Below are 23950 nucleotides of genomic sequence, written 5' to 3'. Positions count from 1 at the left end.
TTCGCGAGCAGGCTCGCTCCCACAAAGCCGGCGCTTAAACGCCGAACTGGGCGCGGTACGCTTCCACGGCCGGCAAGTGCTGCTTGAGCTGCGGGTCGTCAGCGAGGAATTCCAGCACCTGATTCAGCGAAACGATGCTGATCACCGGAATACCGAAGTCGCGCTCCACTTCCTGGATCGCCGACAGTTCGCCGTTGCCGCGCTCCTGGCGGTTCAGGGCGATCAGCACGCCGGCGGCCTTGGCGCCCTCCTGCGAGGCGATGATCTGCATCACTTCGCGAATCGCGGTACCGGCAGTGATCACGTCATCGATGATCAGCACGTCGCCGGTCAGCGGTGCGCCGACCAGGCTGCCGCCTTCGCCGTGAGCCTTGGCTTCCTTGCGATTGAAGCACCATGGCAGGTCGCGGTCATGGTGTTCGGCCAGCGCAACGGCAGTGGTCGCTGCCAACGGGATGCCTTTGTAGGCCGGGCCGAACAGAACATCGAAAGGAATGCCGCTTTCGGCGATGGCGGCGGCGTAGAAACGCCCCAGCTGCGCCAGGGCCGAGCCCGAGTTGAACAGGCCGGCGTTGAAGAAGTAGGGACTGGTGCGCCCGGACTTCAGGGTGAACTCACCGAAGCGCAAAACGCCGCGATCGATGGCAAAACGAATGAAATCGCGCTGATACGCTTGCATGAAAAAAACCCCAAATACCACGGATTTAGCTAATTAGCTTGACGCCGTGTATCATACACGCACGCGATTTTTGGGGCCATTTATGCGGATCATCAGTGTGAACGTCAATGGTATTCAGGCGGCAGTCGAGCGCGGTTTGCTCAGTTGGCTGCAAGCACAGAATGCCGACGTCATCTGCCTGCAGGACACCCGTGCCTCCGCCTTTGAACTGGACGACCCAGCCTTCCAACTGGATGGCTACTTCCTTTATGCCTGCGATGCTGAAGTCCCTGCCCAAGGCGGCGTGGCTTTGTATTCGCGGTTGCAACCGAAGGCTGTCATCAGCGGTCTCGGTTTCGAGACGGCCGACCGCTACGGGCGCTACCTGCAAGCAGATTTCGACAAAGTCAGTATTGCCACTTTGCTGCTTCCTTCGGGGATGAACGGCGATGAGGACTTGAACCAGAAGTTCAAGCTCATGGACGACTTCGGCAAGTATCTGGACAAACAGCGGCGCAAACGTCGCGAGTACATTTATTGTGGCTCGCTGTACGTGGCGCAGCAGAAGCTCGACATCAAGAACTGGCGCGACAGCCAGCAGTCTCCAGGCTTCCTGGCGCCGGAACGGGCCTGGATGGACGAGATTGTCGGCAACATGGGCTACGTCGATGCGTTGCGCGAAGTCAGCCGCGAAGGCGATCAGTACAGCTGGTGGCCAGATAACGAACAGGCCGAGATGCTCAATCTGGGCTGGCGCTTCGATTATCAGATCCTGACACCAGGCCTGCGGCGCTTCGTGCGCAGCGCACGCCTGCCGCGTCAGCCACGGTTCTCGCAGCACGCGCCGCTGATCGTCGACTACGACTGGACGCTGACCATCTAAACGTCCGATCGCCGTCAGAAAATGCCCGCATCGTCAGATGCGGGCATTTTTTTCGTCTCGAACAAAGACGCAGCCTAGACAGCGGCGAACAACGGCAAGGCCAGGTAAAGCTTGATCACGATGACGTTGATGATGTCGATAAAGAACGCTCCGACCATCGGCACCACCAGAAAGGCAATCTGCGAAGGCCCATAGCGCTGCGTCACCGCCTGCATATTGGCGATCGCGGTAGGCGTGGCGCCCAGGCCGAAACCGCAATGCCCCGCAGCCAGTACGGCGGCATCGTAGTTGCTGCCCATCACCCGGAATGTCACAAAAATCGCGAACAGCGCCATGACCAGCGCCTGCACAGCGAGAATGATAAAGATCGGCAAGGCCAGCGCCGCCAGATCCCATAATTTCAGCGACATCAGCGCGATCGCCAGAAACAGCGAAAGGCTGACGTTGCCGAGCACCGAAACCTCACGCTCGAACACCTGATACAAGCCCAGTGCCGACAGACCATTGCGCAACACCACGCCCACGAACAGCACGCAGACAAACGTCGGCAGTTCGAAGGCAGTGCCCTGCAGCAAGCCATTCAACAGATTGCCAGCCAGCAGGCTGACGGCAATCAACGCCAGCGTTTCGACGAAGGAAAATGGCGTAATCGAGCGCTCCTTATTCGGCTGCTCGAAGCCTTTTGGTAACCGCGGGGCTTGCTCCTGATTGCAGCCCGGCACTTGCACACGCTTGATCAGCAAGCGCGCAACCGGGCCGCCGATCAGTCCGCCGAGGACCAGACCGAACGTCGCCGAGGCCAACGCCAGTTCCGAGGCGGAGGCCAGCCCATACTTTTCGCTGAATACCGTTCCCCAGGCGGCACCCGTACCATGCCCGCCGGCCAGGGTGATCGAACCGGTCAGCAGGCCCATCAGCGGGTCCAGCCCAAGCATGGTTGCCAACCCGATACCCATGGCGTTCTGCACCACCAGCAAGCCGATAACTGCCAGCAGGAATATGCCGACAACGCGGCCACCCTTTTTCAGGCTGGCGAGGTCCGCACTTAAGCCAATCGTCGCGAAGAAAGCCAACATCAACGGCGTTTGCAAGGAAGTATCAAAGCGCACTTCAATATCAAAGGTGCGCAATATCAATAACAGCACGGCGACCACCAGGCCGCCCGCTACCGGTTCGGGAATATTGTAACTTCGCAAAAAGCCGACACGCGAAACAAGTCCGCGACCGAGTAGTAACACTAATGACGCGGCCACGAGCGTGCCGTAGAAATCGAGCTGAATCATGTGGATTTATTCTTGGCTATGTATTCAGGAGGCGAGCGTTTACCTGGGCTCGACTCATGAACCGGCTGATTTGATCAACACTGATTACTGGGAAATTCAAGAGCCTTCGATGGCTTGAACATATCGAGATGTTTCAAGGGAAACACGACGCCGGGTAACTTTAACAATCAGCACCAGGCCATAACAAGAACTCGATCAGGTACTGCGCGAACGAGTTGTGACGAAAGATGTAGTTGCGCAACACCTACTAATATAAAAACACCACTCGTCAATTAAAGACTATTCCCACACAAGACAGAAACTTATTACGTTGCACAAATAAAAACGCCCGGATAACTCGGGCGTTTGATTTGATTTTTCGGTTCGCTTATTTGATCAGCCGCCAAGTGAAGGGATACCGATAAGGGAAGCCTTCATTGGCCTTGACGCCAGCAATGATGGTCAACACCAGAGCAGCGATGGCCAGCAGGCCAAACAGGAAAAACCCGATGATCAGCACCATCAGCAAAAAACAGATCGCCGAAGCGATTGCCACAGTGATCTGGAAATTCAGCGCCTCTTTGCCTTGGGCATCGATGAACGGGTCCATCTCGCGCTTCATCTGCCACAGGATCAGCGGCCCGATCAGCGTGCCGAACGGAATCCAGATCCCCAGCAAGGCAGACAAGTGACAAAACATCGCCCATTGGCGAACCTCATGGCTCGGTTTGGGCAGCAGCTCTTGCTCATCACTCATCGCGTCCTCCTTGCGGTTGGAAACCTGTTCAGTCGGCCAATGCAGCCTTTTGCAGTTCGAAGATTTCGTTCATGCCTTTCTTCGCCAGTTCCAACATGGCGTTGAGGTCTTCAGGCTGGAACGGCGCGCCTTCAGCGGTGCCCTGCACCTCGATGAAACCACCGGTGCTGGTCATTACCACGTTCAGATCGGTCTCGGCAGCGGAATCTTCAAGATAGTCGAGATCCAGCACCGCCTCGCCCTGATACATACCGACCGATACCGCGCCGATCATCTGCTTGAGAGGGTCGCCGCCCTTCAGGCCACCACGTTTCTTGATCACTTTCAGTGCATCGACCAGCGCAACCATGGCACCGGTGATCGACGCCGTACGGGTGCCGCCGTCCGCCTGGATCACGTCGCAGTCGACGTACAGGGTCACATCGCCCAGCTTGGACATGTCCAGCGCCGCGCGCAGGGAGCGGCCGATCAGACGCTGGATTTCGAGGGTGCGACCGCCCTGCTTGCCGCGGCTTGCTTCACGCTGGTTACGTTCGCCAGTGGCGCGCGGCAGCATGCCGTATTCGGCGGTCAGCCAGCCCTGGCCCTGACCTTTGAGAAAGCGCGGCACGCCGTTTTCGACGCTGACGGTGCAGATGACTTTGGTATCACCGAATTCGACCAGCACGGATCCCTCGGCGTGTTTGGTGTAGTTGCGGGTAATGCGGATCGAGCGGAGCTGATCGGCAGCGCGACCACTTGGACGTTTCATAGGGAATACCTGTGCTGAGGACGGAAAACTACCGAGCATTATAGAGCGGCGCACCGCGACTGGGCACTGGTTAAAAAGCCGGGCCGACCGGCGAGGGCTCTGAAGCGCCTGTTACCGACGGGCTGCAGCGCTTTGTCACAGGGTGTGTTTGGGCGCGCTCGCCGCACTGCGCTACAATCCTGCGCCTTTGCTGCCAGTCGGCTTACATTCATTGATATCGCGCCTGCGGAACCCCTGCTGCGCCGATCTGCATTGCGAGGTCACCGCCATGGTGCACAGCATGACCGCCTTCGCCCGCGTCGAGAAAGCCGGCGCCCAGGGCACCCTGAGCTGGGAATTGCGCTCGGTCAACAGCCGCTATCTGGAACCGCACCTGCGCCTGCCGGAGTCGTTTCGCGACCTCGAAGGCGCCGTGCGCGAAGCGTTGCGCCAGGGCCTGTCGCGAGGCAAGCTCGAATGCACCCTGCGCTTCACCGAAGAAAGCACCGGCAAGGCACTGCAAGTTGACCGCGAGCGCGCGGCCCAACTGGTCGCTGCTGCCGAAACCATCGCTGGCTTGATCAGCAACCCTGCGGCATTGAACCCTCTGGAAGTGCTGGCCTGGCCGGGCGTGCTGGTGGGTGATGCGACGGATCCACAAGCGTTGAACGCCGATGCGCTGGCGCTGTTCAATCAGGGCTTGAAGGATCTGAAGGCTGGCCGCGAGCGCGAAGGCGCGGAGCTGGCCCGCTTGATCAACGATCGCCTGACCGCCATTGAAGAAGACGTCGTGACCCTGCGCGAGCTGGTCCCGCAAATGCTCGCCACCCAGCGCCAGAAGGTCCTCGACCGCTTCGCTGACATGAAGGCCGAGCTGGATCCGCAGCGTCTGGAGCAGGAAATGGTCCTGCTCGCACAAAAAAGCGACGTCGCCGAAGAACTGGACCGCCTGAGCACCCACATCATCGAAGTACGCCGGGTGCTCAAGTCCGGCGGTGCGGCCGGGCGGCGCCTCGACTTCCTGATGCAGGAACTCAACCGCGAAGCCAATACATTGGGCTCCAAGGCCTTCGACCCGCGCAGCACCCAGGCCGCCGTCAACCTCAAAGTGTTGATCGAGCAGATGCGCGAACAAGTGCAGAACATTGAGTAAGGCTACCCCGAGATGACCCAACACACCGGCACCCTGTACATCATTTCCGCGCCATCGGGCGCGGGCAAGAGCAGCCTGGTCAAGGCGTTGACCGACGCTGACCCGGAGATTCGCGTTTCCGTCTCGCACACCACCCGCGCCATGCGTCCCGGCGAAGTGGACGGCGTGAATTACCACTTCGTGACCCGCGAAGAGTTCGTGAAAATGGGCGAACACGGCGACTTCCTCGAACGCGCCGAAGTGTTCGGCAACTTCTACGGCACTTCGCAAAGCCGTCTGCAGCAGACGCTCGACGAAGGTCATGACCTGATTCTGGAAATCGACTGGCAAGGCGCCGAGCAAGTGCGCAAGCTGATGCCGCAGGCACGCTCGATCTTCATCCTGCCGCCATCACTGCAAGCGTTGCACCAGCGCCTGACCAACCGTGGCCAGGACAGCGATGAAATCATCGACGGGCGGATGCGCGAAGCGGTCAGCGAGATGAGCCACTACGTCGATTACGATTACCTGATCATCAACGACGATTTCGCCCACGCGCTGGACGATCTCAAGGCAATTTTCCGCGCCAATCAATTGCAACAGAAGCGTCAACAGGTGCGTTTCGGCAAATTGCTGGCCGAACTGCTCGGTTAAAACAGCACTTCCCAAAATGCCTGCAAGCGCTTTACATTGGTGCTTGCAGCGCGTTGAAGGGTTTGGTCAAAAAATCAGCGCTTCCCTAATCGCTGGTGATTTTTTAAACTGCTGAGTCCGCTTGCCCATTCGGGCAGCGCGCATATTGCATTCGCTCCGAGGAATACCATGGCCCGCGTAACCGTTGAAGACTGCCTAGAACACGTGGAAAACCGCTTTGAGCTGGTCATGCTCTCTACCAAGCGTGCCCGTCAACTGGCCACCGGCGGCAAAGAGCCACTGGTTCAGTGGGAAAACGACAAGCCGACTGTTGTCGCGCTGCGTGAAATTGCTGAAGGCGTGATGAGCTACGAGTACATCGCCGAGCAGGAAATCGTCCAGGATGAGCCGCTGTTCGCAGCGTTCGAGGACGAGTCCAACGAGGCCGTCTAAGCCTATGCCTGGTCGACGTAGCACGGCGCGGGATCACAGCTTGCGGCAGGATTTATCATGCCGAGCATAGACGCCCTCGCCGATCGCTTATCGACCTACCTCGGCAACGACCAGGTCAACCTGGTCCGCCGAGCGTATTTCTACGCCGAACAAGCCCATGACGGTCAGCGCCGTCGCAGCGGCGAGGCGTACGTCACGCACCCTCTTGCGGTGGCGAATATTCTTGCCGACATGCACATGGACCATCAGAGCCTGATGGCGGCGATGCTGCATGACGTGATCGAAGACACCGGTATTGCCAAAGAAGCGCTGCAGGCGCAGTTTGGTGAAACCGTGGCCGAACTGGTCGACGGGGTCAGCAAACTGACCCAGATGAACTTCGAGACCAAGGCCGAAGCCCAGGCGGAAAACTTCCAGAAAATGGCCATGGCCATGGCGCGCGACATTCGCGTGATCCTGGTCAAGCTTGCCGACCGCCTGCACAACATGCGCACGCTGGAAGTGCTGTCCGGGGAAAAACGCCGGCGCATCGCCAAGGAAACCCTCGAAATCTACGCGCCCATTGCCAACCGCCTGGGCATGCACGCGATCCGTATCGAATTCGAAGACCTCGGCTTCAAGGCCATGCACCCGATGCGTTCCGCGCGGATCTACCAGGCGGTCAAGCGCGCCCGGGGCAACCGCAAGGAAATCGTCAACAAGATCGAAGAATCCCTTGGCCATTGCCTCGCCATCGACGGCATCCAGGGTGAAGTCAGCGGTCGCCAGAAACACCTCTACGGCATCTACAAGAAAATGCGCGGCAAGCGTCGGGCCTTCAACGAGATCATGGACGTCTACGCGTTCCGGATCATCGTCGACAAGGTCGATACCTGCTACCGCGTGCTCGGTGCTGTGCATAATTTGTACAAACCGTTGCCGGGGCGCTTCAAGGATTACATCGCGATCCCCAAGGCCAACGGCTACCAGTCGCTGCACACTACGCTGTTCGGCATGCACGGCGTACCGATCGAAATCCAGATCCGCACCCGCGAGATGGAAGAGATGGCCAACAACGGCATCGCCGCCCATTGGCTGTACAAATCCAGCGGCGATGAACAGCCGAAAGGCACTCACGCGCGCGCCCGTCAGTGGGTCAAAGGTGTGCTGGAAATGCAGCAACGCGCCGGCAACTCGCTGGAATTCATCGAAAGCGTAAAAATCGACCTGTTCCCGGACGAGGTCTACGTTTTTACGCCCAAGGGCCGGATCATGGAGCTGCCGAAAGGCTCCACCGCGGTCGACTTCGCCTACGCGGTGCACACCGATGTCGGCAACAGTTGCATCGCCTGCCGGATCAACCGTCGCCTCGCACCGCTGTCCGAACCGCTGCAAAGCGGCTCCACGGTCGAGATCGTCAGCGCACCCGGCGCCCGGCCAAACCCGGCATGGCTCAACTTTGTGGTCACCGGCAAGGCGCGTACGCACATCCGTCACGCGCTGAAACTGCAGCGCCGCTCCGAGTCCATCAGTCTCGGCGAACGTTTGCTGAACAAGGTTCTCAATGGCTTCGACAGCTCGCTGGAGAAGATTCCGGCCGAACGCGTCAAGGCGATGCTCACCGAGTACCGCCTCGAACTGATCGAAGACCTGCTCGAAGACATCGGCCTGGGCAACCGCATGGCCTACGTGGTTGCCCGTCGCCTGCTCGGCGAAGGCGAGCAACTGCCAAGCCCGGAAGGCCCGCTGGCGATTCGCGGCACCGAAGGCCTGGTACTCAGCTATGCCAAATGCTGCACGCCGATCCCGGGCGACCCGATTGTCGGCCACCTGTCGGCAGGCAAAGGCATGGTCGTGCACCTGGACAACTGCCGCAACATCAGCGAAATCCGGCACAACCCGGAAAAATGCATCCAGCTTTCGTGGGCCAAGGATGTCACCGGCGAATTCAATGTCGAACTGCGGGTCGAGCTGGAGCACCAGCGCGGCCTGATCGCCCTGTTGGCCAGCAGCGTCAACGCGGCCGATGGCAATATCGAAAAAATCAGCATGGACGAACGCGATGGTCGCATCAGCGTCGTGCAACTGGTGGTCAGCGTCCACGACCGTGTGCACCTGGCCCGCGTGATCAAGAAGCTGCGCGCCTTGACCGGAGTGATCCGCATCACTCGCATGCGCGCATAACCTGCCTATTACAAGGAGTCATACATGACCAAAACCGTCATCACCAGCGACAAGGCCCCGGCCGCCATCGGTACTTACTCCCAGGCCATCAAGGCAGGCAACACCGTATACATGTCGGGCCAGATCCCGCTGGACCCGAAAACCATGGAACTGGTCGAAGGCTTCGAAGCCCAGACCGTCCAGGTCTTCGAGAACCTCAAAGCCGTGGCCGAAGCGGCCGGCGGTTCGTTCAAGGACATCGTCAAACTGAACATCTTCCTCACCGACCTGAGCCACTTCGCCAAGGTCAACGAGATCATGGGCAAGTATTTCGACCAGCCGTACCCGGCTCGCGCCGCGATCGGCGTGGCCGCCCTGCCAAAGGGTTCGCAAGTTGAAATGGATGCCATTCTGGTCATCGAGTGATGCGCACGGCGCGGCCTGACCGCCGCGCCGACAGCTGTGCAAGAAAAGGTATTGAAAGGATTCCACCATGCGCAAAGCGCTAGCTCTCTCGCTGCTCGCCCTGTTCCTCGGCGGCTGCGCCAGCGACCCTGCCGACCGTGACATCAGCGGCACCTGGATCAATCAGGTGGCGATCGATGCCGCCGCCAAGGGCGGCCCCCTGCGCGAAGCGCTTCAGGCCTATGGCCCGAATCTGGAATGGGACGTCAACACCAAGGCCGGTCAGGCTCGCTACACCAACGGTTTTGAGAACGTCGAAGGTCGGCTGCTGGGCGAACAGTCCGGCGCCTGGAAAGTCGACTTTTATGGCAGCTCCGCCAGCGAGCTGAAACGCGACGGCAACCATCTGCAGCAAGCTGCCAGCGATAACGAACCGGAACAGCTGTTCGACCGCGCGCAGATTCCGGTGCCGGAAGGCGCACCGATTGGTGCCAGCTTCGAACGCGCACTGTATTCGGCGTACATGGGCGGCAACTGGAAAATCGTCAGTGGTGAGGGCGAAGGCGCCACCGTGCAGTTTCAGGCGGATGGCCAGGTTACCGGCCTGCCGGGCGCTGACCGCTATGCCTTGTGCCTGGCGGGTGATTGCGCGTCGATGAGCAACGGCAACGACAGCATGTGGCTGCAGCTCAACGGTCAGGGCAACAACTGGATTTTTGTGCGCAAGGGCAACGAGCTGGAGATTTTGCAGGCAGTGAATGCTGCGCTGGCGGATGAACAGCCGCAGTTCGCTGCGGGTGAGCGCAAGTGGTTGCTGGAGAAGCAGTAGCCCGATTCCTGAAACACCGCAAATCCCATGTGGGAGCTAGCCTGCTAGCGATAGCGGTCTGACAGTCAGTATTGATTTTGACTGTCATGGCCTCATCGCTAGCAGGCTAGCTCCCACAGTTGTTTTGTGATGCCTGGAAGTCAGCAGCGACCCTCAAGAATCGCCGCGTAGCCCTCGCGGTAGGTCGGATAAGTCGGCACCCACCCCAACGCCTTCACCCGCGCATTGCTGCAACGCTTGCTGCCGGTGCGCCGCACGCTGGCGTCTTCGGCCCACTCGGTCACGTTCAGGTATTCGCGCAACCAGCCGACCACTTCTGCCAACGGCGCCGGCGCATCGTCGACACCGATGTAATAGTCCTCCAGCTTCACGCCTTGGCGATCCTTTTCCAGCAGAAACGCCAGCAGACCGGCCGCGTCGTCGGCATGGATGCGGTTGCCGTATAGAGGCGGCTCGACTGCCACACGATAACCTCGGCGCACCTGGGTCAACAGCCATTCGCGGCCCGGCCCGTAAATGCCTGTAAGGCGCAGAACGCTGGCCGGAACACCGCTGCTGAGCGCGACTTGTTCGGCTTCGAGCATCAACCGCCCGGAATAACCAGCCGCGACAGTCTCTGAGGTCTCATCGACCCACTCCCCACCCTGCTGCCCGTAAACGCTGCTACTGGAGACGAAAATCAGGCGTTCCGGCGTTTGCCCGTAGTCACTCAGCCAACCGAGCACGTTCTGCAGACCCTGCACGTATGCCTTGCGATATCCCTCTTCGTCATGGTCAGTCGCCGCAGCGCAATAGACCACATAGTCAATCGCGCCGACTGGCCAGTTCGTCGGGCACTCCTCGCTGAACAGGTCGCCGGCGACGCCAGTTACGCCGTCCGGCAGTCGCGACACATTGCGCCGCAGACCAAAAACGTCCCAGCCGGCAGCCCACAATTGCTTGGCCAGACGACTGCCGACATCACCACAACCGGCAATCAAAACAGAAGGCGAGGACATCAGAAAACTCCCATCACAAAGGCACAGACTAGCGTCGGCAGAGGACGAACGGCTAGCAATGGAGGAAAAAAAGATACTCTATTACTTTTGTTAACAAGAATTACTTGCAATAATGCACGTCACTTTTGTTCTCGGCCTCACGAGGCCTGGAAGAGCATCATCGTTTTTCAATCTCAGGTCCGGCCAGCATGACACGTAATCAAACTCCCGCTTCGCCAACCAATCGACCTCGCGCCTGGAGCGCCGTGGCAGCTCTGGTGCTCAGCCTGATGCTGGCACCAACCGCCGCATTCGCTGACGCCCAGGCCCCGGCCGCACCAGCCGCTGCCGAGCAGAACGCCCCGGCCGCCGCGCCAGTTGCACCGGCCGCCACCGATCCGGTGCAGGGCGTGCAAGCCGTCGACGCACCTGAAGTCCTCGAAGCCGACAACAGCCTGGGCATGGCCCATGACCTGTCGCCGTGGGGCATGTACCAGAACGCCGACATCATCGTGAAAATCGTGATGATCGGTCTGGCCATCGCCTCGATCATCACCTGGACCATCTGGATCGCCAAAGGCTTCGAGCTGATGGGCGCCAAGCGTCGTCTGCGTGGCGAAATCGCTGCGCTGAAAAAAGCCACCACCCTTAAAGAAGCCAGCGCTACGGCCGGCAAGGAAGGCACCCTCGCCAACCTGCTGGTGCACGACGCGCTCGAAGAGATGCGCCTGTCGGCCAACAGCCGCGAGAAAGAAGGCATCAAGGAACGCGTGAGCTTCCGCCTCGAGCGTCTGGTCGCGGCCTGCGGTCGCAACATGAGCAGCGGCACCGGCGTACTCGCCACCATCGGTTCCACCGCACCGTTCGTCGGCCTGTTCGGTACCGTGTGGGGCATCATGAACTCGTTCATCGGCATCGCCAAAACCCAGACCACCAACCTTGCCGTCGTTGCGCCGGGTATCGCTGAAGCGCTGCTGGCCACGGCGTTGGGTCTGGTTGCCGCGATTCCGGCGGTGGTGATCTACAACGTCTTCGCCCGCTCCATCGCCGGTTACAAGGCGCAGGTGTCCGATGCGTCGGCAGAAGTCCTGCTGCTGGTCAGCCGCGACCTCGACCACCAGCCTGAGCGCAGCTCGCAGCCGCACATGGTCAAAGTGGGGTAATCGGCCATGGGCCTGCATTTGAAAGAAGGCGCAGACGACGATCTGGCCGAGAACCACGAAATCAACGTCACGCCGTTCATCGACGTGATGCTGGTGCTGTTGATCATCTTCATGGTGGCCGCGCCGTTGGCCACCGTGGACATCAAAGTCGACCTTCCTGCCTCGACCGCCAAACCGGCGCCGCGGCCAGAAAAACCGGTGTTCCTCAGCGTGAAAGCTGACCAGCGCCTGTTCCTCGGTGACGACGAAGTGAAAGCCGAAGCACTCGGCGCCACCCTCGACGCCAAGACCCAGGGCAAGAAAGACACCACGATCTTCTTCCAGGCCGACAAAGGCGTGGATTACGGTGACCTGATGAGCGTGATGGATAACCTGCGCGCCGCCGGTTACCTGAAGGTCGGTCTGGTCGGTCTCGAGACGGCAGCCAAGAAATGATCAACACGCGCCATAAGCTGACGCGTTACAGCGGTAGCCTGGCCGTGGTGCTGGGCGTGCATGCGTTAGCCATCGCGCTGGCGCTGAACTGGACCGCCCGCCCGCCCATCGAATTGCCGCCGCAGGCAATGATGGTCGAGCTGGCACCAGTGCCTGCCCCACCACCGCCCGCTCCGCCGAAAGTCGTCACACCGCCACAGCCACCGGCGCCGGTGGAAGAGCTGCCGATGCCGAAACTGGCCGAAGCACCGAAAGCGGAAATCGCGGTACCGAAACCCAAGCCGAAGCCAAAGCCCAAACCGCCGAAGCCGGTCGAGAAGAAGCTGCCTGACCCGCCGAAGGAAAAACCTTCCGAGGAAAAGCCGGCCGACACCCAACCGACCCAGGCACCGACGGAGAAATCCGCCCAGCCGGCACCAGGCCCATCGCCAGCACAACTGGCGGCCAAGGCCAGTTGGCAAGGCACCCTGCTCGCACATCTGCAGAAGTACAAGAAATACCCGCAAAGCGCACAGGCACGGGGCAAGGAGGGCTTGAATCGTCTACGTTTCGTGGTCGACGGCGAAGGCAACGTGTTGTCGTTCGAACTGGTGGGCCGCTCCGGCAACGCTGATCTGGACCGGGCCACCCTGGACATGATCCGCCGCGCGCAACCGCTGCCCAAGCCACCGGCCGACATGCTCAACAACGGCTCGATCGAAATTGTTGCGCCGTTTGTTTACTCCCTCGAACGCCGCCGCTAATGCGACACAAAACCCTGTAGGAGTGAGCCTGCTCGCGATAGCGGTGTGTCAGATGATGATTTTCTGACTGAAACACCGCTATCGCGAGCAGGCTCACTCCTACAAATGATATCTGCAAGTCCGGAGACAGTATAAAAGGCACCCGAAAGGTGCCTTTCGCATATCTGCCTGCGGCAAACCGACATCGTCTGGTGTCGCACTCAGCCCACAGTCTGATAACGTGCGTCTATCGATTGCAGCCGGTATGCTTGGCGCGCAACTTCATGGACGCTTGCTATGACCCTCACAGAATTACGCTACATCGTTACCCTCGCCCAAGAACAGCACTTCGGCCATGCCGCCGAGCGTTGCCACGTCAGCCAACCGACGCTGTCGGTGGGCGTGAAGAAACTTGAAGACGAACTCGGTGTGCTGATTTTCGAGCGCAGCAAAAGCGCCGTGCGCCTGACCCCGGTCGGCGAAGGCATCGTCGCTCAGGCGCAGAAAGTCCTGGAGCAGGCCCAAGGCATTCGCGAACTGGCCCAGGCCGGCAAGAACCAGCTGACCGCACCGCTGAAAGTCGGCGCCATCTACACCGTTGGCCCGTACCTGTTCCCGCACCTGATTCCGCAACTGCACCGGGTCGCCCCGCAGATGCCGTTGTACATCGAAGAAAACTTCACCCACGTACTGCGCGACAAACTGCGCAACGGCGAACTGGACGCGATCATCATCGCCCTGCCGTTCAACGAAGCCGATGTGCTGACCCTGCCGCTGTACGACGAGCCGTTCTACGTCCTGATGCCGGCCCAGCACCCGTGGACCAAAAAGGAAACCATCGACGCCGGCCTGCTCAACGACAAGAGCCTGCTGCTGCTCGGCGAAGGCCACTGCTTCCGCGATCAGGTGCTCGAAGCCTGCCCGACCCTGACCAAGGGCAACGACGGCGCCAAGCACACCACGGTCGAATCCAGCTCGCTGGAAACCATCCGGCACATGGTCGCCTCCGGCCTGGGCATCTCGATCCTGCCGCTGTCGGCGGTGGACAGCCATCACTACGCTCCGGGCGTGATTGAAGTCCGTCCGCTGACCGCGCCCGTGCCGTTCCGCACCGTGGCCATTGCCTGGCGCGCGAGTTTCCCGCGGCCGAAAGCCATCGAGATTCTCGCCGACTCCATTCGCCTGTGCTCGGTGGCCAAACCTGCCGCGCCGGTCGCGGCCGGTTAAGCCAGGGTCATGACGGAGCTGTCGCAAGTGTCGGTGACGGCACTCAAGGGTGTCGGCGAGGCCATGGCCGAGAAGCTGGCCAAGGTCGGCCTCGAGAATCTGCAGGACGTGCTGTTTCACCTGCCACTGCGTTATCAGGACCGCACCCGCGTGGTGCCGATCGGTGCGCTGCGGCCGGGGCAGGACGCCGTGGTCGAAGGCACCGTCAGCGGTGCCGACGTGGTCATGGGCCGGCGTCGCAGCCTGGTCGTGCGCTTGCAGGACGGTACTGGCGGACTGAGTCTGCGCTTCTACCACTTCAGCAACGCGCAGAAAGAAGGCCTCAAGCGTGGCACGCGGGTGCGCTGCTACGGCGAAGCGCGGCCCGGCGCGTCCGGTCTGGAAATCTACCATCCGGAATACCGTGCGATCACCGGCGACGAACCGCCGCCAGTGGATGAAACCCTGACCCCGGTCTACCCGCTCACTGAAGGCCTGACCCAGCAGCGTCTGCGCCAGTTGTGCATGCAAACCCTGACCATGCTCGAACCTTCGACCCTGCCCGACTGGCTGCCGACCGAGCTCGCTCGCGACTATCAACTGGCGCCGCTGGCCGACGCGATCCGCTACCTGCACAACCCGCCAGCCGATGCCGACGTCGATGAACTCGCCCTCGGTCATCATTGGGCGCAGCATCGTCTGGCCTTCGAAGAATTGCTTACCCATCAACTGTCGCAACAGCGCCTGCGCGAAAGCCTGCGTTCGCTACGCGCACCGGCGATGCCGAAAGCCACGAAGCTGCCACCGAAATACCTGAAGAACCTCGGCTTCAGCCCGACCGGCGCGCAGCAACGGGTCGGCAACGAAATTGCTTACGACCTCAGCCAGCACGAACCGATGCTGCGGCTGATTCAGGGCGACGTTGGCGCGGGCAAAACCGTGGTCGCCGCCCTCGCTGCACTTCAAGCACTGGAGGCTGGATATCAAGTCGCGTTGATGGCACCGACCGAGATTCTTGCCGAACAACACTTCATCACCTTCAAGCGCTGGCTCGAGCCGCTGGGCATCGACGTCGCGTGGCTGGCCGGCAAGCTCAAGGGCAAGAACCGCGTCGCCGCGCTGGAACAGATCGCCAGCGGCACGCCAATGGTGGTCGGCACTCATGCGCTGTTTCAGGACGAAGTGCAGTTCAAGAACCTCGCCCTGGTGATCATCGACGAACAACACCGCTTCGGCGTGCAGCAGCGTCTGGCCCTGCGACAGAAAGGCGTTGGCGGGCGCATGTGCCCGCATCAACTGATCATGACCGCCACGCCGATTCCGCGGACGCTGGCGATGAGCGCCTACGCCGACCTCGACACCTCGATCCTCGACGAATTGCCGCCCGGCCGGACCCCGGTCAACACCGTGCTGGTCACCGACACCCGTCGCGTTGAAGTCATCGAACGCGTGCGCGGTGCCTGTGCCGAGGGCCGACAAGCCTATTGGGTGTGCACGCTGATCGAAGAATCCGAAGAGCTGACCTGCCAGGCCGCCGAAACCACGTTTGAAGACCTCACTCTCGCCCTCGGCGAACTGAAAGTCGGGCTGATTCACGGGCGCATGAAACCGGTCGAGAAAGCCGCGGTGATGGCCGAGTTCAAGGCCGGCAACCTGCAACTGCTGGTCGCCACCACGGTGATCGAAGTCGGCGTCGACGTGCCCAACGCCAGCCTGATGATCATCGAAAACCCCGAACGCCTTGGCCTTGCGCAACTGCACCAGTTGCGCGGTCGGGTGGGTCGAGGCAGCGCGGCCAGTCATTGCGTGCTGCTTTACCATCCGCCGCTGTCGCAGATCGGTCGTCAGCGTTTGGGCATCATGCGCGAGACCAACGACGGTTTCGTCATTGCCGAAAAAGACCTCGAACTGCGCGGCCCCGGCGAAATGCTCGGCACCCGTCAGACCGGCCTGCTGCAATTCAAGGTCGCCGACCTGATGCGCGACGCCGATCTGTTGCCCGCCGTGCGCGACGCCGCGCAAGCTCTGCTGGAACGCTGGCCAACCCACGTCAGCCCGTTGCTTGATCGCTGGCTGCGGCATGGGCAGCAATACGGCCAAGTGTGAGCACTGTCGCAGTTTCCGACAGCTCGTTCCGGCAGAGGTGGTTATACTCCTGCCATTGTTTCAAAAACGGATACAGACCATGACCGAAGCTGCTCTCGTCCCCGAATCTCCGCAAGCTCCGTCTGTTATTCGGCTGCTGCTCAACAAGCTGGGCGTTGCCTACGAAGAAGTGCTCGACCACCACGGCCTCAATGCTTCGAGCAAAGTGCAGGCCGTGTTGCTCGACGACGCCGTCGGCGCGTTGATGGTGCTGTTTCCACAGAGCCAGTTGCTGGATCTCAACCGCCTCGCCGAACTCACTGGTCGCCGCCTCACAGCCGTGTCCACCGAGCGCCTGGAAAAGATGCTCGGCAAACACAATCTGAGCCTGCTCCCGGGCCTGCCGGCGCTGACCAGTTCGCCTTGCCTCTACGAAGAAAGCCTGCTGCGCGAGCCGAAGCTGCTGATCAACTCCGGCGAGCCGGGCCTGCTGCTGGAAATCAGCAGCGATGACTTCAAATCGATGCTGACCAAGGCCAGCGCCGCCAATTTCGGCGAAGCCCTGAGCAGTATCCGCCCCAACCTCGACCGCCCGGACGATGACCGCGAGGAAATCACCCAGGCCGTGCAGGCGTTTACCGCGCGGCGCATCCAGCAACGTCTGGAAGCGACCATCGAAATTCCGCCACTGGCCGAAACCGCGCAAAAAATCATCAAGCTGCGCGTCGACCCCAACGCCACCATCGACGACATCACCGGCGTGGTCGAAACCGACCCGGCGCTGGCCGCGCAAGTGGTGAGCTGGGCGGCCTCGCCGTACTACGCCTCGCCGGGCAAGATTCGTTCGGTGGAAGACGCGATCGTCCGCGTGCTCGGTTTCGATCTGGTGATCAACCTGGCGCTGGGCCTCGCCCTCGGCAAAACCCTGAGCCTGCCCAAAGACCACCCGCAACACACCACGCCGTACTGGCAGCAGTCGATCTATACCGCTGCCGTCATCGAAGGCCTGACCCGCGCCATGCCGCGCGCCCAGCGCCCGGAAGCCGGCCTGACCTATCTGGCCGGCCTGCTGCACAACTTCGGCTATCTGCTGCTGGCCCACGTATTCCCGCCGCACTTCTCGCTGATCTGCCGCCACCTGGAGGTCAACCCGCACCTGTGCCACAGCTACATCGAGCAACACCTGCTGGGTATCAGCCGCGAACAGATCGGCTCGTGGCTGATGCGCTACTGGGACATGCCGGATGAGCTGGCCACCGCCCTGCGCTTCCAGCACGACCCAAGCTACGACGGCGCCTACGCCGAATACCCGAACCTCGTCTGCCTGGCCGTGCGCCTGCTGCGCAGCCGCGGGATTGGCTCCGGTCCGGATGAAGACATCCCCGACGCCCTGCTTGAGCGTGTCGGCCTGAGCCGCGATAAAGCCAATGATGTGGTCAGCAAAGTCCTTGAGGCTGAAGTGTTGCTGCGGGAACTGGCTTCGCAATTCAGCCAGGCATAAAAAAACCGCTCTCACGGATCACTTCATTCGTGAGAGCGGACATCTTTGTTTATTGATCAAGCAATGAAGCGCGCTATCCATCCGCCTGTAGCAAAACTCAACCGGTCTTTCCAATACTCGCCGCAGATAACAATTTTATTTTGCGCGGTGACGTGCATATCTAAACTATTTTCCAGTTTGTCAGTTTGATCAAAGGATACCCAACCAGTACCGTTGAACATCGAATCGAGCTCGCCGGTAAGGCCATAACGTGCACAGACGGCATGCATTTCATCAGTAGCAAAACCCCCACCACTGGTGCCAGCGACAATCAATTTGCTTTCATCCGCATCACCAAAGGCGCAGCTCGACCAATTTTGGCCAATTTCAGGCACAACTTTGGAGATTAACGGCTGGCCATTGTTGAAAAGGGGATGAGGTGAGCCATCCGCACGCAGCACAACAATCACCCCGTTACCGTCAAACATAGTTTCACCGTCCTGGCCTCCAACCAAAGCGATCATTCCATCCTTTTTTCTCACAGCGATATCACGAAATATCGGCAACCGATCCGATGACACGATCGTTGTCTTGAACGTGTCGTCCCGCACTCCATTCTTGGTGAAGCGAACGGCATAGGTGCCGAAGATACCGTCATCATGGAAGTCGCCATACACCACCAAACCACCATCTGCTTGCGCAGCCACTCCACGAGCAGCGATCTGACTTTGCGGACTCAATTCCGCCAATTCAACCCAGGCGGAACCGACCTTGTTGAAGGTTTCGTCAAACGTACCATCCGGATTGAGCCGAATGACCAAACCCTTGATTTGCTGTGCAGCATCGTAAAAGCCGAAATAGGCCAGAGCGATTTTACCGTCTGGCAACTCGATACCCGAAGCTCCAGGGTGGCCGTTGCCGAGAATGGCAGGTTCCACATTCTGGGGTTCGTTTCGGCGGGCGCGCGCAGCCTTGGCCGCACTGGTCAGCGTGACGGGTATTGAACCGTAAGCGAGGGTCGCCACACCGCCCTCGCCAAACTTGTCGTTGAGTCGACCGTCTGGCAGTAGCTGGATAGCGGCAAGACCGCTTTCAACATTCGGCGCCCGCCCAGAGTAATCGACAGTTATCAACACCCCACCGTTGCTCAGCAAGCTCGCGCCAAATTTTCCGGTCAAATCCTTTCCTGGAGTCAAAATCCGCGCGAACCCTTGCTGGTTCTCGCCGAAACCGGTGCCAACGTCAAGCTGCCCCCTTTCGGTGAGCCGGGCGATTACAAAACCAGGAAACACCCCTCTCTCGTTCGCCACGACGAGCATTCTGCCGTCAGGTAATGAAAGAACAACCTGAGGGGCAATGCTCACAAACTCAGGGAACGTCCAATCGCGCTTGCCGTCACCATTGAAAGTTGAATCAGGCTCACCTGCTCGTACTGACATATTGAATTCTCCATTCCAGATAAGTCCCTTTACTGCTGGACTACCTCATGAAGCCTCAAACATTGAAAAAACACACCTGTCAGATCTGTCAGTCTTTTATGACAAAAAATGCGCCTTTGCCGAGATAACGTGAATAGCGGAATAACTGGAAGGGAATATCGGGAGTAATGAGGCTGCCGTCTGCTGCGTTAATTGCTGCGCAGTTCTGCCGAGGCGGAAAAAAGCGGGCACGCGACGCGAAGTGAAACAAAGCTTGCCCGTAATGCTCCAAGCCTTTCCCGGCTAAGCCGACTTATGCAGATAACGGATCACCCAACCTTTCTCATATCCCGCATCCGTGAAGAACACGCCGCCTACCAGGATGCGGCCGTCCTCCCTCACGGCCATGCCGTGAGGGTATTCGAAACCCTCGCCCTCATTGAAAACGGTGAATCCCGTGCCGAAGAATGAGGTGTCTGGGGAGCCATCGGCCAGAATACGTGCGGTGACTGCACTCAGGTCATCGTCAAACGCGCCGCTACCACTGCTGCCGCAAACGATGATTGACCCGTCCGTCTGCGGCACACAATGCAACCATCTGACGCCTTGGGGAACAGGTGAATCAATCAGTGGATCACCACCGTTGAAGATACGGTTGTACTCGCCGCTGTAATTGAGCACGGCAACCAGGCCCTGATTGACCCCCTGCACTTGCGCACCGCCGGCCACAACGATTTTGTCGCCGACTATCGCCGCGACATCCAGGCTGATCCATTGATCACGGGGGATGTCCACCACTCCGTTTTTTCCGAAGCCGGTGTCAACCTGGCCTGAAGTGGCGAAGCGAATAACATAGGCACCGTGGATATTCGTGGCGAAATAATTGCCACAGACCACCACGCCACCGTCGGCCTGGACTGCCACGGATTGTCCGATAGTGTCCGCAGGTGAAATGCCCGCAAGCTCCACAAATGCAAAGCCTGCGCCATTGAATGTCGTGTCAGGCAAGCCGTTCGAATCGAACCGCAGAACGATACCTCTTGGGTGACCGCCAGTGTCCTCAACGGTAGTGACTACGACGATTTTTTCGTCCGCTTGTTGGGCGACCGTCCGAGCTGCACCAGCAGCTGTAGCACCGTTCGGAGATACTTCCGCCAACCCGATATATCCGCCGCCTCCCATGTCCTCGTAAGCCAGGTAAAGCAGTCCCTGCTCTGCGAAAGACGGCTCCAGTTGCCCGTTCTCGCGCTGTCTGACCAGCACCAGGCCCGTCGAGTAATTTTCGCCTTCCACGCTGTACTGAGCCACCACCAGCCAGCCGCCATCGCCAAGAGGCGTAAAACCGAGGATGCGGCTCATGAACAAATCATCTTTAAGCTTGATCTCAACGTAACCGCTGTTCTGCTCGCCAAAAGCGCTGTCCAGAGAACCGTTCTCGAGCAGACGGACGATCTGCGTGGGCGCGCCCTCCGTCGACAGGCGAACGGCAACCAGCAGCTTGTTTTGCGGCAACGCGAGCAGCGCCCGCACGTCGTACCCTGTGAACCCGGGAAATGGAAATCTGAGGAGGCCACGGTCGCCGAAGGTCGGGTCGTTATTCAGCGTCGTAGAACCGGCCAGGTAGCGCACGATCCGCCCTGCCAATTCTGATGTATCAGCATTGTTGAACAGCCCGATACCCACGACGATCCGGCCGTCTTCGAGCACTGCAAGACCGCGCACGCTGGCATCCCCCATGCTGTCTTCAAACAGCGCCTGCCCTACACCGCTGAAGCCTGTATCCGGTTTTCCGTCAGCGAGGAAACATGCCGTGACCACGACGGAGTGACCCTGACCGACCACGATGATCGAACCACCCTTCTGCGAAACATGCGTCCACGCTAACCCTTCCACGAACGGTGAAAAAAGCGGCTTGCCTCCATTGAACACAAGATTGGCGGTACCGTTGGTCGTGAACGCAGCGATCAACCCGACATCGCCACCGTCACGCAGCGCTCGGCCAGCAACAATAATCCTGCCGTCGCTTTCACGTACCGAGACCGCTTGCAGATGGCTGTCGCCTGCATCGTCGGGCATCAGCACGACCCCACCGGTGGTGACCTTACTGTTCGGTGCTGTAAGTGGATTGAACTGACTGTCCAGCGCGCCACTGGCATCCAGACGCGCCAGAAAGACTCCATTGCCTCCTGATCCGTCCCGGTATGTACCGCAGATGAGTACCTTGGCGTCGGTTTGAACAGCAATGCCAAATGTGGCGCTCGAAGTGGTGCGGACATCGACCACTACGTAACCTGAATCGCCGAATGATGGATCGAGCGAGCCATCCGCCAAAAGACGAATCACAACGGACACAGGCAGTGGAGATGCCTCATCCACAAAAATCGAATGGAGCAGGATGATTTTGCCATCCACCTGCAGAGCCGCTGACGGTAATGAAGCGCTCGCAACTTGAGCAGCCTCCATATTCGAATGGCTTACCGTACGCGGCGCGCTTGCAGGTTCAGGAATGCCGTGATGGGAGATCAACCTTGAGCCATTGGTGCCAAACGAGAGGTCCAGTTCCCCGGTACTTTTCAGGCGGACGAGAGCCAGGCCACGGTCACTGGAGATCGTCGAGGCGTACTGAATCAGTGCAAGCCAACCGTCATCGATAAGGGCAGCCACACTGTACACATGGCTGATTCGAGCGCTCTCCAGGGTTATTTCAACGAAACCTTTGCGCGCTGGACCGAAGGTTTCGTCCAGCGAACCGTCTTCATTCAACCTCGCGATGGCAACCGGGGCGTCCGCTCCGCTTAACGGAACAGCAACGAGCGATTTTGAATCGGAAAGCGCCAGTACGGTGGCCGCTACGTCGCCCACGATGCCAGGGATCGGCAACGTCAACACGCCGCCTTGGGCAAATGTGGGGTCGAGAAACTTGGGGGTCCAGATGCTCTCTGCCAGGCTCATATGCTTGCTCCATCAAGTCAGTGAAGTCCTTTGTGCAGGACCGGTACTTGAGTAGAGCACCGCGCGGGGGGCCGAAACACCTGATAGAAATGACAGTTCGAGTGTCTTTACAAGCCTGATTGCTGGTTTTGGAAGACAAAGCGCGCCATTTTTCAGCGCGCCTGCGTGGGTTTATTCGGGCCAGCGACTTTTTATGCTGTGGCCTTTGCTTTCCGCGGCTTCAGATATTTCATCAAGCCCTGAAACCACATCACCAGCGCCGGATTACCCTTGAGCTGGATCGATTTGTCCTGGATCCCCTGCATAAACGCCAACTGCTTGTTCTTCGCCTGCATCGTCGCAAAGCCATAACCGGCATCTTTAAAAGCAATCGCAAACGCAGGCTCCGCCACCACGCCAGACTTGCTGGTGATGCGCTGATCCTTGACCACAAAATGCCGCGCCACTTTCCCGTCCAGCGTCTGCAGCTGAAACACCAGATCCTTGTCACCCAACTGCTGCTGGAACGCAGGATTGGTCCGGCTGGCCTTGGCCATCAACAAACCCATCATCCACAGAAGAAAACGAAATTTCATGCGCACAGCCTCAAAAGGAAAATGAACGGCCGGAGCAGTGTAAGGGATTCGGACGATAACGCCAGTATCTGACGCTGTTTGAGGATTATGTAGGCGATTTTCGGCACGATGACTGCCAAGTCACGATTCAATGTCCACTCTGATCGTTCCCCCGCTCCGCGTGGGAATGCATCCCGAGACGCTCCGCGTCTCACCACTCACGTTTCCTACAACTGAAGAAACACATCTGTGTAGGAGTTGGCGAAGCCTGCGATCTTTTGATCTTCCGGCCCGCGAACCTATGGGAAATTTCCAGCGAAGTGCCGGGCTGTCCGTGAACTAGGCGAGTTGATGCGCTAGGGATAGGCTTTGAGCATCGCCGCAAAATCGGCGATACGGACGTACACGTCCGGCGGGAGTACACATTGGTTATGGCAATTCGCCGAGCGTTTTCCTATGCTCGCGGATCGTTATGGCTGCTGTGTATGGGAGGCCTTCGGGTCTGCCGGGTGACTCCACCGGTCTTGCACACCTATGCACAGCTGCCACCCCTTTCGAAGTGCGAGCGAAACGGTGCCAGCTCCTGAAACTGGAGTAAGACCGAATGAAGAAACCAACACCCAACCCCCCGGAAACCCCGGACATATCGCCCTCCGAATCTCTGGAATCGAAGAAATTCCACGAAGCCGCCGAGCGCGCCCTCGACCACCACTTCAAACCGCCCACCGAACCGCACCCCAAGCGCGAAACCGGCCTCTTCAAACTCTCCCCCGGCACCGACGCCGAAGCCCTCATGGCCAACGCCTCCGAAGACCTCCTGTCCATCAGCGTCATCGCCTGCGACCTGGCCGACGACCTCCATGGCTCACGCCGTTCTGTGGCACTGGCCCTGAGCAGAATGGCGGATGGGGTGAGATTGATGGTGGAAGGGACGCTTGATCATATTGAGGTGAAGAGCGCGGCGGCGAAGCCGTAGCGGGATTTGCGGATGAAAAAAGGGGACGTTGAGTCCCCTTCCAATAATGTCCGTAAAAATCCAGACATAAAAAAGCTGCCAACGAGGGCAGCTTTTTT

At 59.6% G+C, this 23950-nt stretch carries 22 protein-coding genes; 14 read left to right on the top strand and 8 right to left on the bottom strand.

From position 1 onward, the window contains the following. Nucleotides 1-34: 34 nt before the first annotated feature. Complete coding sequence (pyrE, locus tag J3P75_RS01110; RefSeq protein ID WP_090287521.1) at nucleotides 35-679, bottom strand: orotate phosphoribosyltransferase; 645 nt, start codon at nucleotides 677-679, stop codon at nucleotides 35-37. Between the two features lie 82 nt (nucleotides 680-761). Here pyrE and J3P75_RS01105 point away from each other — a divergent pair, with 82 nt between their 5' ends. Beyond that, nucleotides 762-1541, top strand: coding sequence for an exodeoxyribonuclease III (locus tag J3P75_RS01105; RefSeq protein WP_007920349.1), 780 nt, complete (start codon nucleotides 762-764; stop codon nucleotides 1539-1541). A gap of 74 nt (nucleotides 1542-1615) precedes the next feature. Here the strand turns inward: J3P75_RS01105 and gltS are convergent, their stop codons facing one another. The 3 genes from gltS to rph form a co-directional block, all read right to left on the bottom strand. Then, on the bottom strand, nucleotides 1616-2824 hold the full coding sequence (gltS, locus tag J3P75_RS01100; RefSeq protein WP_434594353.1) for a sodium/glutamate symporter: 1209 nt from the start codon (nucleotides 2822-2824) through the stop codon (nucleotides 1616-1618). 367 nt (nucleotides 2825-3191) lie between these two features. Continuing rightward, entirely contained in the window at nucleotides 3192-3560 is a 369-nt protein-coding gene (locus tag J3P75_RS01095) for a DUF4870 domain-containing protein (RefSeq protein ID WP_203420003.1), read from the bottom strand. A gap of 28 nt (nucleotides 3561-3588) precedes the next feature. Then, complete coding sequence (gene rph / locus J3P75_RS01090) at nucleotides 3589-4311, bottom strand: ribonuclease PH (RefSeq protein WP_090287527.1); 723 nt, start codon at nucleotides 4309-4311, stop codon at nucleotides 3589-3591. A 268-nt stretch (nucleotides 4312-4579) separates the two neighbouring features. On the opposite strand from rph, the gene J3P75_RS01085 reads away from it, so the two are divergent. From J3P75_RS01085 to J3P75_RS01060, 6 genes are all read left to right on the top strand, one after another. Then, nucleotides 4580-5443 carry a YicC/YloC family endoribonuclease gene (locus J3P75_RS01085; protein ID WP_434709038.1) on the top strand — a complete coding sequence of 288 codons (864 nt, stop codon included), beginning with the start codon at nucleotides 4580-4582 and terminating at the stop codon, nucleotides 5441-5443. A gap of 12 nt (nucleotides 5444-5455) precedes the next feature. After that, on the top strand, nucleotides 5456-6076 hold the full coding sequence (gene gmk, locus J3P75_RS01080; protein WP_039757364.1) for a guanylate kinase: 621 nt from the start codon (nucleotides 5456-5458) through the stop codon (nucleotides 6074-6076). A 168-nt stretch (nucleotides 6077-6244) separates the two neighbouring features. After that, complete coding sequence (rpoZ, locus tag J3P75_RS01075; RefSeq protein WP_039757363.1) at nucleotides 6245-6508, top strand: DNA-directed RNA polymerase subunit omega; 264 nt, start codon at nucleotides 6245-6247, stop codon at nucleotides 6506-6508. Between the two features lie 57 nt (nucleotides 6509-6565). Next, complete coding sequence (gene spoT / locus J3P75_RS01070; RefSeq protein WP_007920338.1) at nucleotides 6566-8671, top strand: bifunctional GTP diphosphokinase/guanosine-3',5'-bis pyrophosphate 3'-pyrophosphohydrolase; 2106 nt, start codon at nucleotides 6566-6568, stop codon at nucleotides 8669-8671. Nucleotides 8672-8695: 24 nt separating this feature from the next. Next, on the top strand, nucleotides 8696-9076 hold the full coding sequence (locus J3P75_RS01065; RefSeq protein WP_003229509.1) for a RidA family protein: 381 nt from the start codon (nucleotides 8696-8698) through the stop codon (nucleotides 9074-9076). Nucleotides 9077-9143: 67 nt separating this feature from the next. Continuing rightward, nucleotides 9144-9884 carry a hypothetical protein gene (locus J3P75_RS01060; RefSeq protein ID WP_434709037.1) on the top strand — a complete coding sequence of 247 codons (741 nt, stop codon included), beginning with the start codon at nucleotides 9144-9146 and terminating at the stop codon, nucleotides 9882-9884. Between the two features lie 140 nt (nucleotides 9885-10024). On the opposite strand, the gene J3P75_RS01055 is transcribed toward J3P75_RS01060, so the two are convergent. After that, nucleotides 10025-10882: an SDR family oxidoreductase gene (locus J3P75_RS01055; protein WP_434709036.1), complete on the bottom strand. Its 858-nt coding sequence runs from the start codon at nucleotides 10880-10882 to the stop codon at nucleotides 10025-10027. Nucleotides 10883-11070: 188 nt separating this feature from the next. Here J3P75_RS01055 and exbB point away from each other — a divergent pair, with 188 nt between their 5' ends. The 6 genes from exbB to J3P75_RS01025 all read left to right on the top strand — a co-directional run bounded on the left by exbB (nucleotide 11071) and on the right by J3P75_RS01025 (nucleotide 17973). Next, nucleotides 11071-12024: a tonB-system energizer ExbB gene (gene exbB / locus J3P75_RS01050; protein ID WP_434709035.1), complete on the top strand. Its 954-nt coding sequence runs from the start codon at nucleotides 11071-11073 to the stop codon at nucleotides 12022-12024. A 6-nt stretch (nucleotides 12025-12030) separates the two neighbouring features. Further along, nucleotides 12031-12459, top strand: coding sequence for a TonB system transport protein ExbD (gene exbD / locus J3P75_RS01045; protein WP_090287539.1), 429 nt, complete (start codon nucleotides 12031-12033; stop codon nucleotides 12457-12459). Next, nucleotides 12456-13202, top strand: coding sequence for a TonB family protein (locus J3P75_RS01040; protein ID WP_434594337.1), 747 nt, complete (start codon nucleotides 12456-12458; stop codon nucleotides 13200-13202). Before exbD ends, J3P75_RS01040 begins: the two co-directional genes overlap by 4 nt. Nucleotides 13203-13478: 276 nt before the next feature. After that, entirely contained in the window at nucleotides 13479-14408 is a 930-nt protein-coding gene (locus tag J3P75_RS01035) for a LysR substrate-binding domain-containing protein (protein ID WP_434709034.1), read from the top strand. A gap of 9 nt (nucleotides 14409-14417) precedes the next feature. Then, nucleotides 14418-16493: an ATP-dependent DNA helicase RecG gene (gene recG, locus J3P75_RS01030; protein ID WP_434709033.1), complete on the top strand. Its 2076-nt coding sequence runs from the start codon at nucleotides 14418-14420 to the stop codon at nucleotides 16491-16493. A gap of 79 nt (nucleotides 16494-16572) precedes the next feature. Beyond that, nucleotides 16573-17973, top strand: a complete 1401-nt coding sequence (locus J3P75_RS01025) for an aminoacyl-tRNA deacylase and HDOD domain-containing protein (RefSeq protein ID WP_434709032.1) — start codon at nucleotides 16573-16575, stop codon at nucleotides 17971-17973. 56 nt (nucleotides 17974-18029) lie between these two features. On the opposite strand, the gene J3P75_RS01020 is transcribed toward J3P75_RS01025, so the two are convergent. The 3 genes from J3P75_RS01020 to J3P75_RS01010 all read right to left on the bottom strand — a co-directional run bounded on the left by J3P75_RS01020 (nucleotide 18030) and on the right by J3P75_RS01010 (nucleotide 22897). Then, nucleotides 18030-19391, bottom strand: coding sequence for a hypothetical protein (locus J3P75_RS01020; protein WP_434709031.1), 1362 nt, complete (start codon nucleotides 19389-19391; stop codon nucleotides 18030-18032). A gap of 282 nt (nucleotides 19392-19673) precedes the next feature. After that, entirely contained in the window at nucleotides 19674-22322 is a 2649-nt protein-coding gene (locus J3P75_RS01015) for a hypothetical protein (protein ID WP_434709030.1), read from the bottom strand. A 191-nt stretch (nucleotides 22323-22513) separates the two neighbouring features. After that, a complete protein-coding gene (locus J3P75_RS01010) occupies nucleotides 22514-22897 on the bottom strand; it encodes a helicase (protein WP_434709029.1) in 384 nt (127 codons plus the stop codon). A gap of 583 nt (nucleotides 22898-23480) precedes the next feature. On the opposite strand from J3P75_RS01010, the gene J3P75_RS01005 reads away from it, so the two are divergent. Next, complete coding sequence (locus J3P75_RS01005) at nucleotides 23481-23852, top strand: DUF6124 family protein (RefSeq protein ID WP_434709027.1); 372 nt, start codon at nucleotides 23481-23483, stop codon at nucleotides 23850-23852. The last annotated feature ends 98 nt before the right edge of the window (nucleotides 23853-23950 follow it).

The organism is Pseudomonas sp. R1-1, assembly GCF_051132135.1.
Taxonomy (GTDB): domain Bacteria; phylum Pseudomonadota; class Gammaproteobacteria; order Pseudomonadales; family Pseudomonadaceae; genus Aquipseudomonas.
This window is presented reverse-complemented; position numbering and strand designations above follow the sequence as displayed.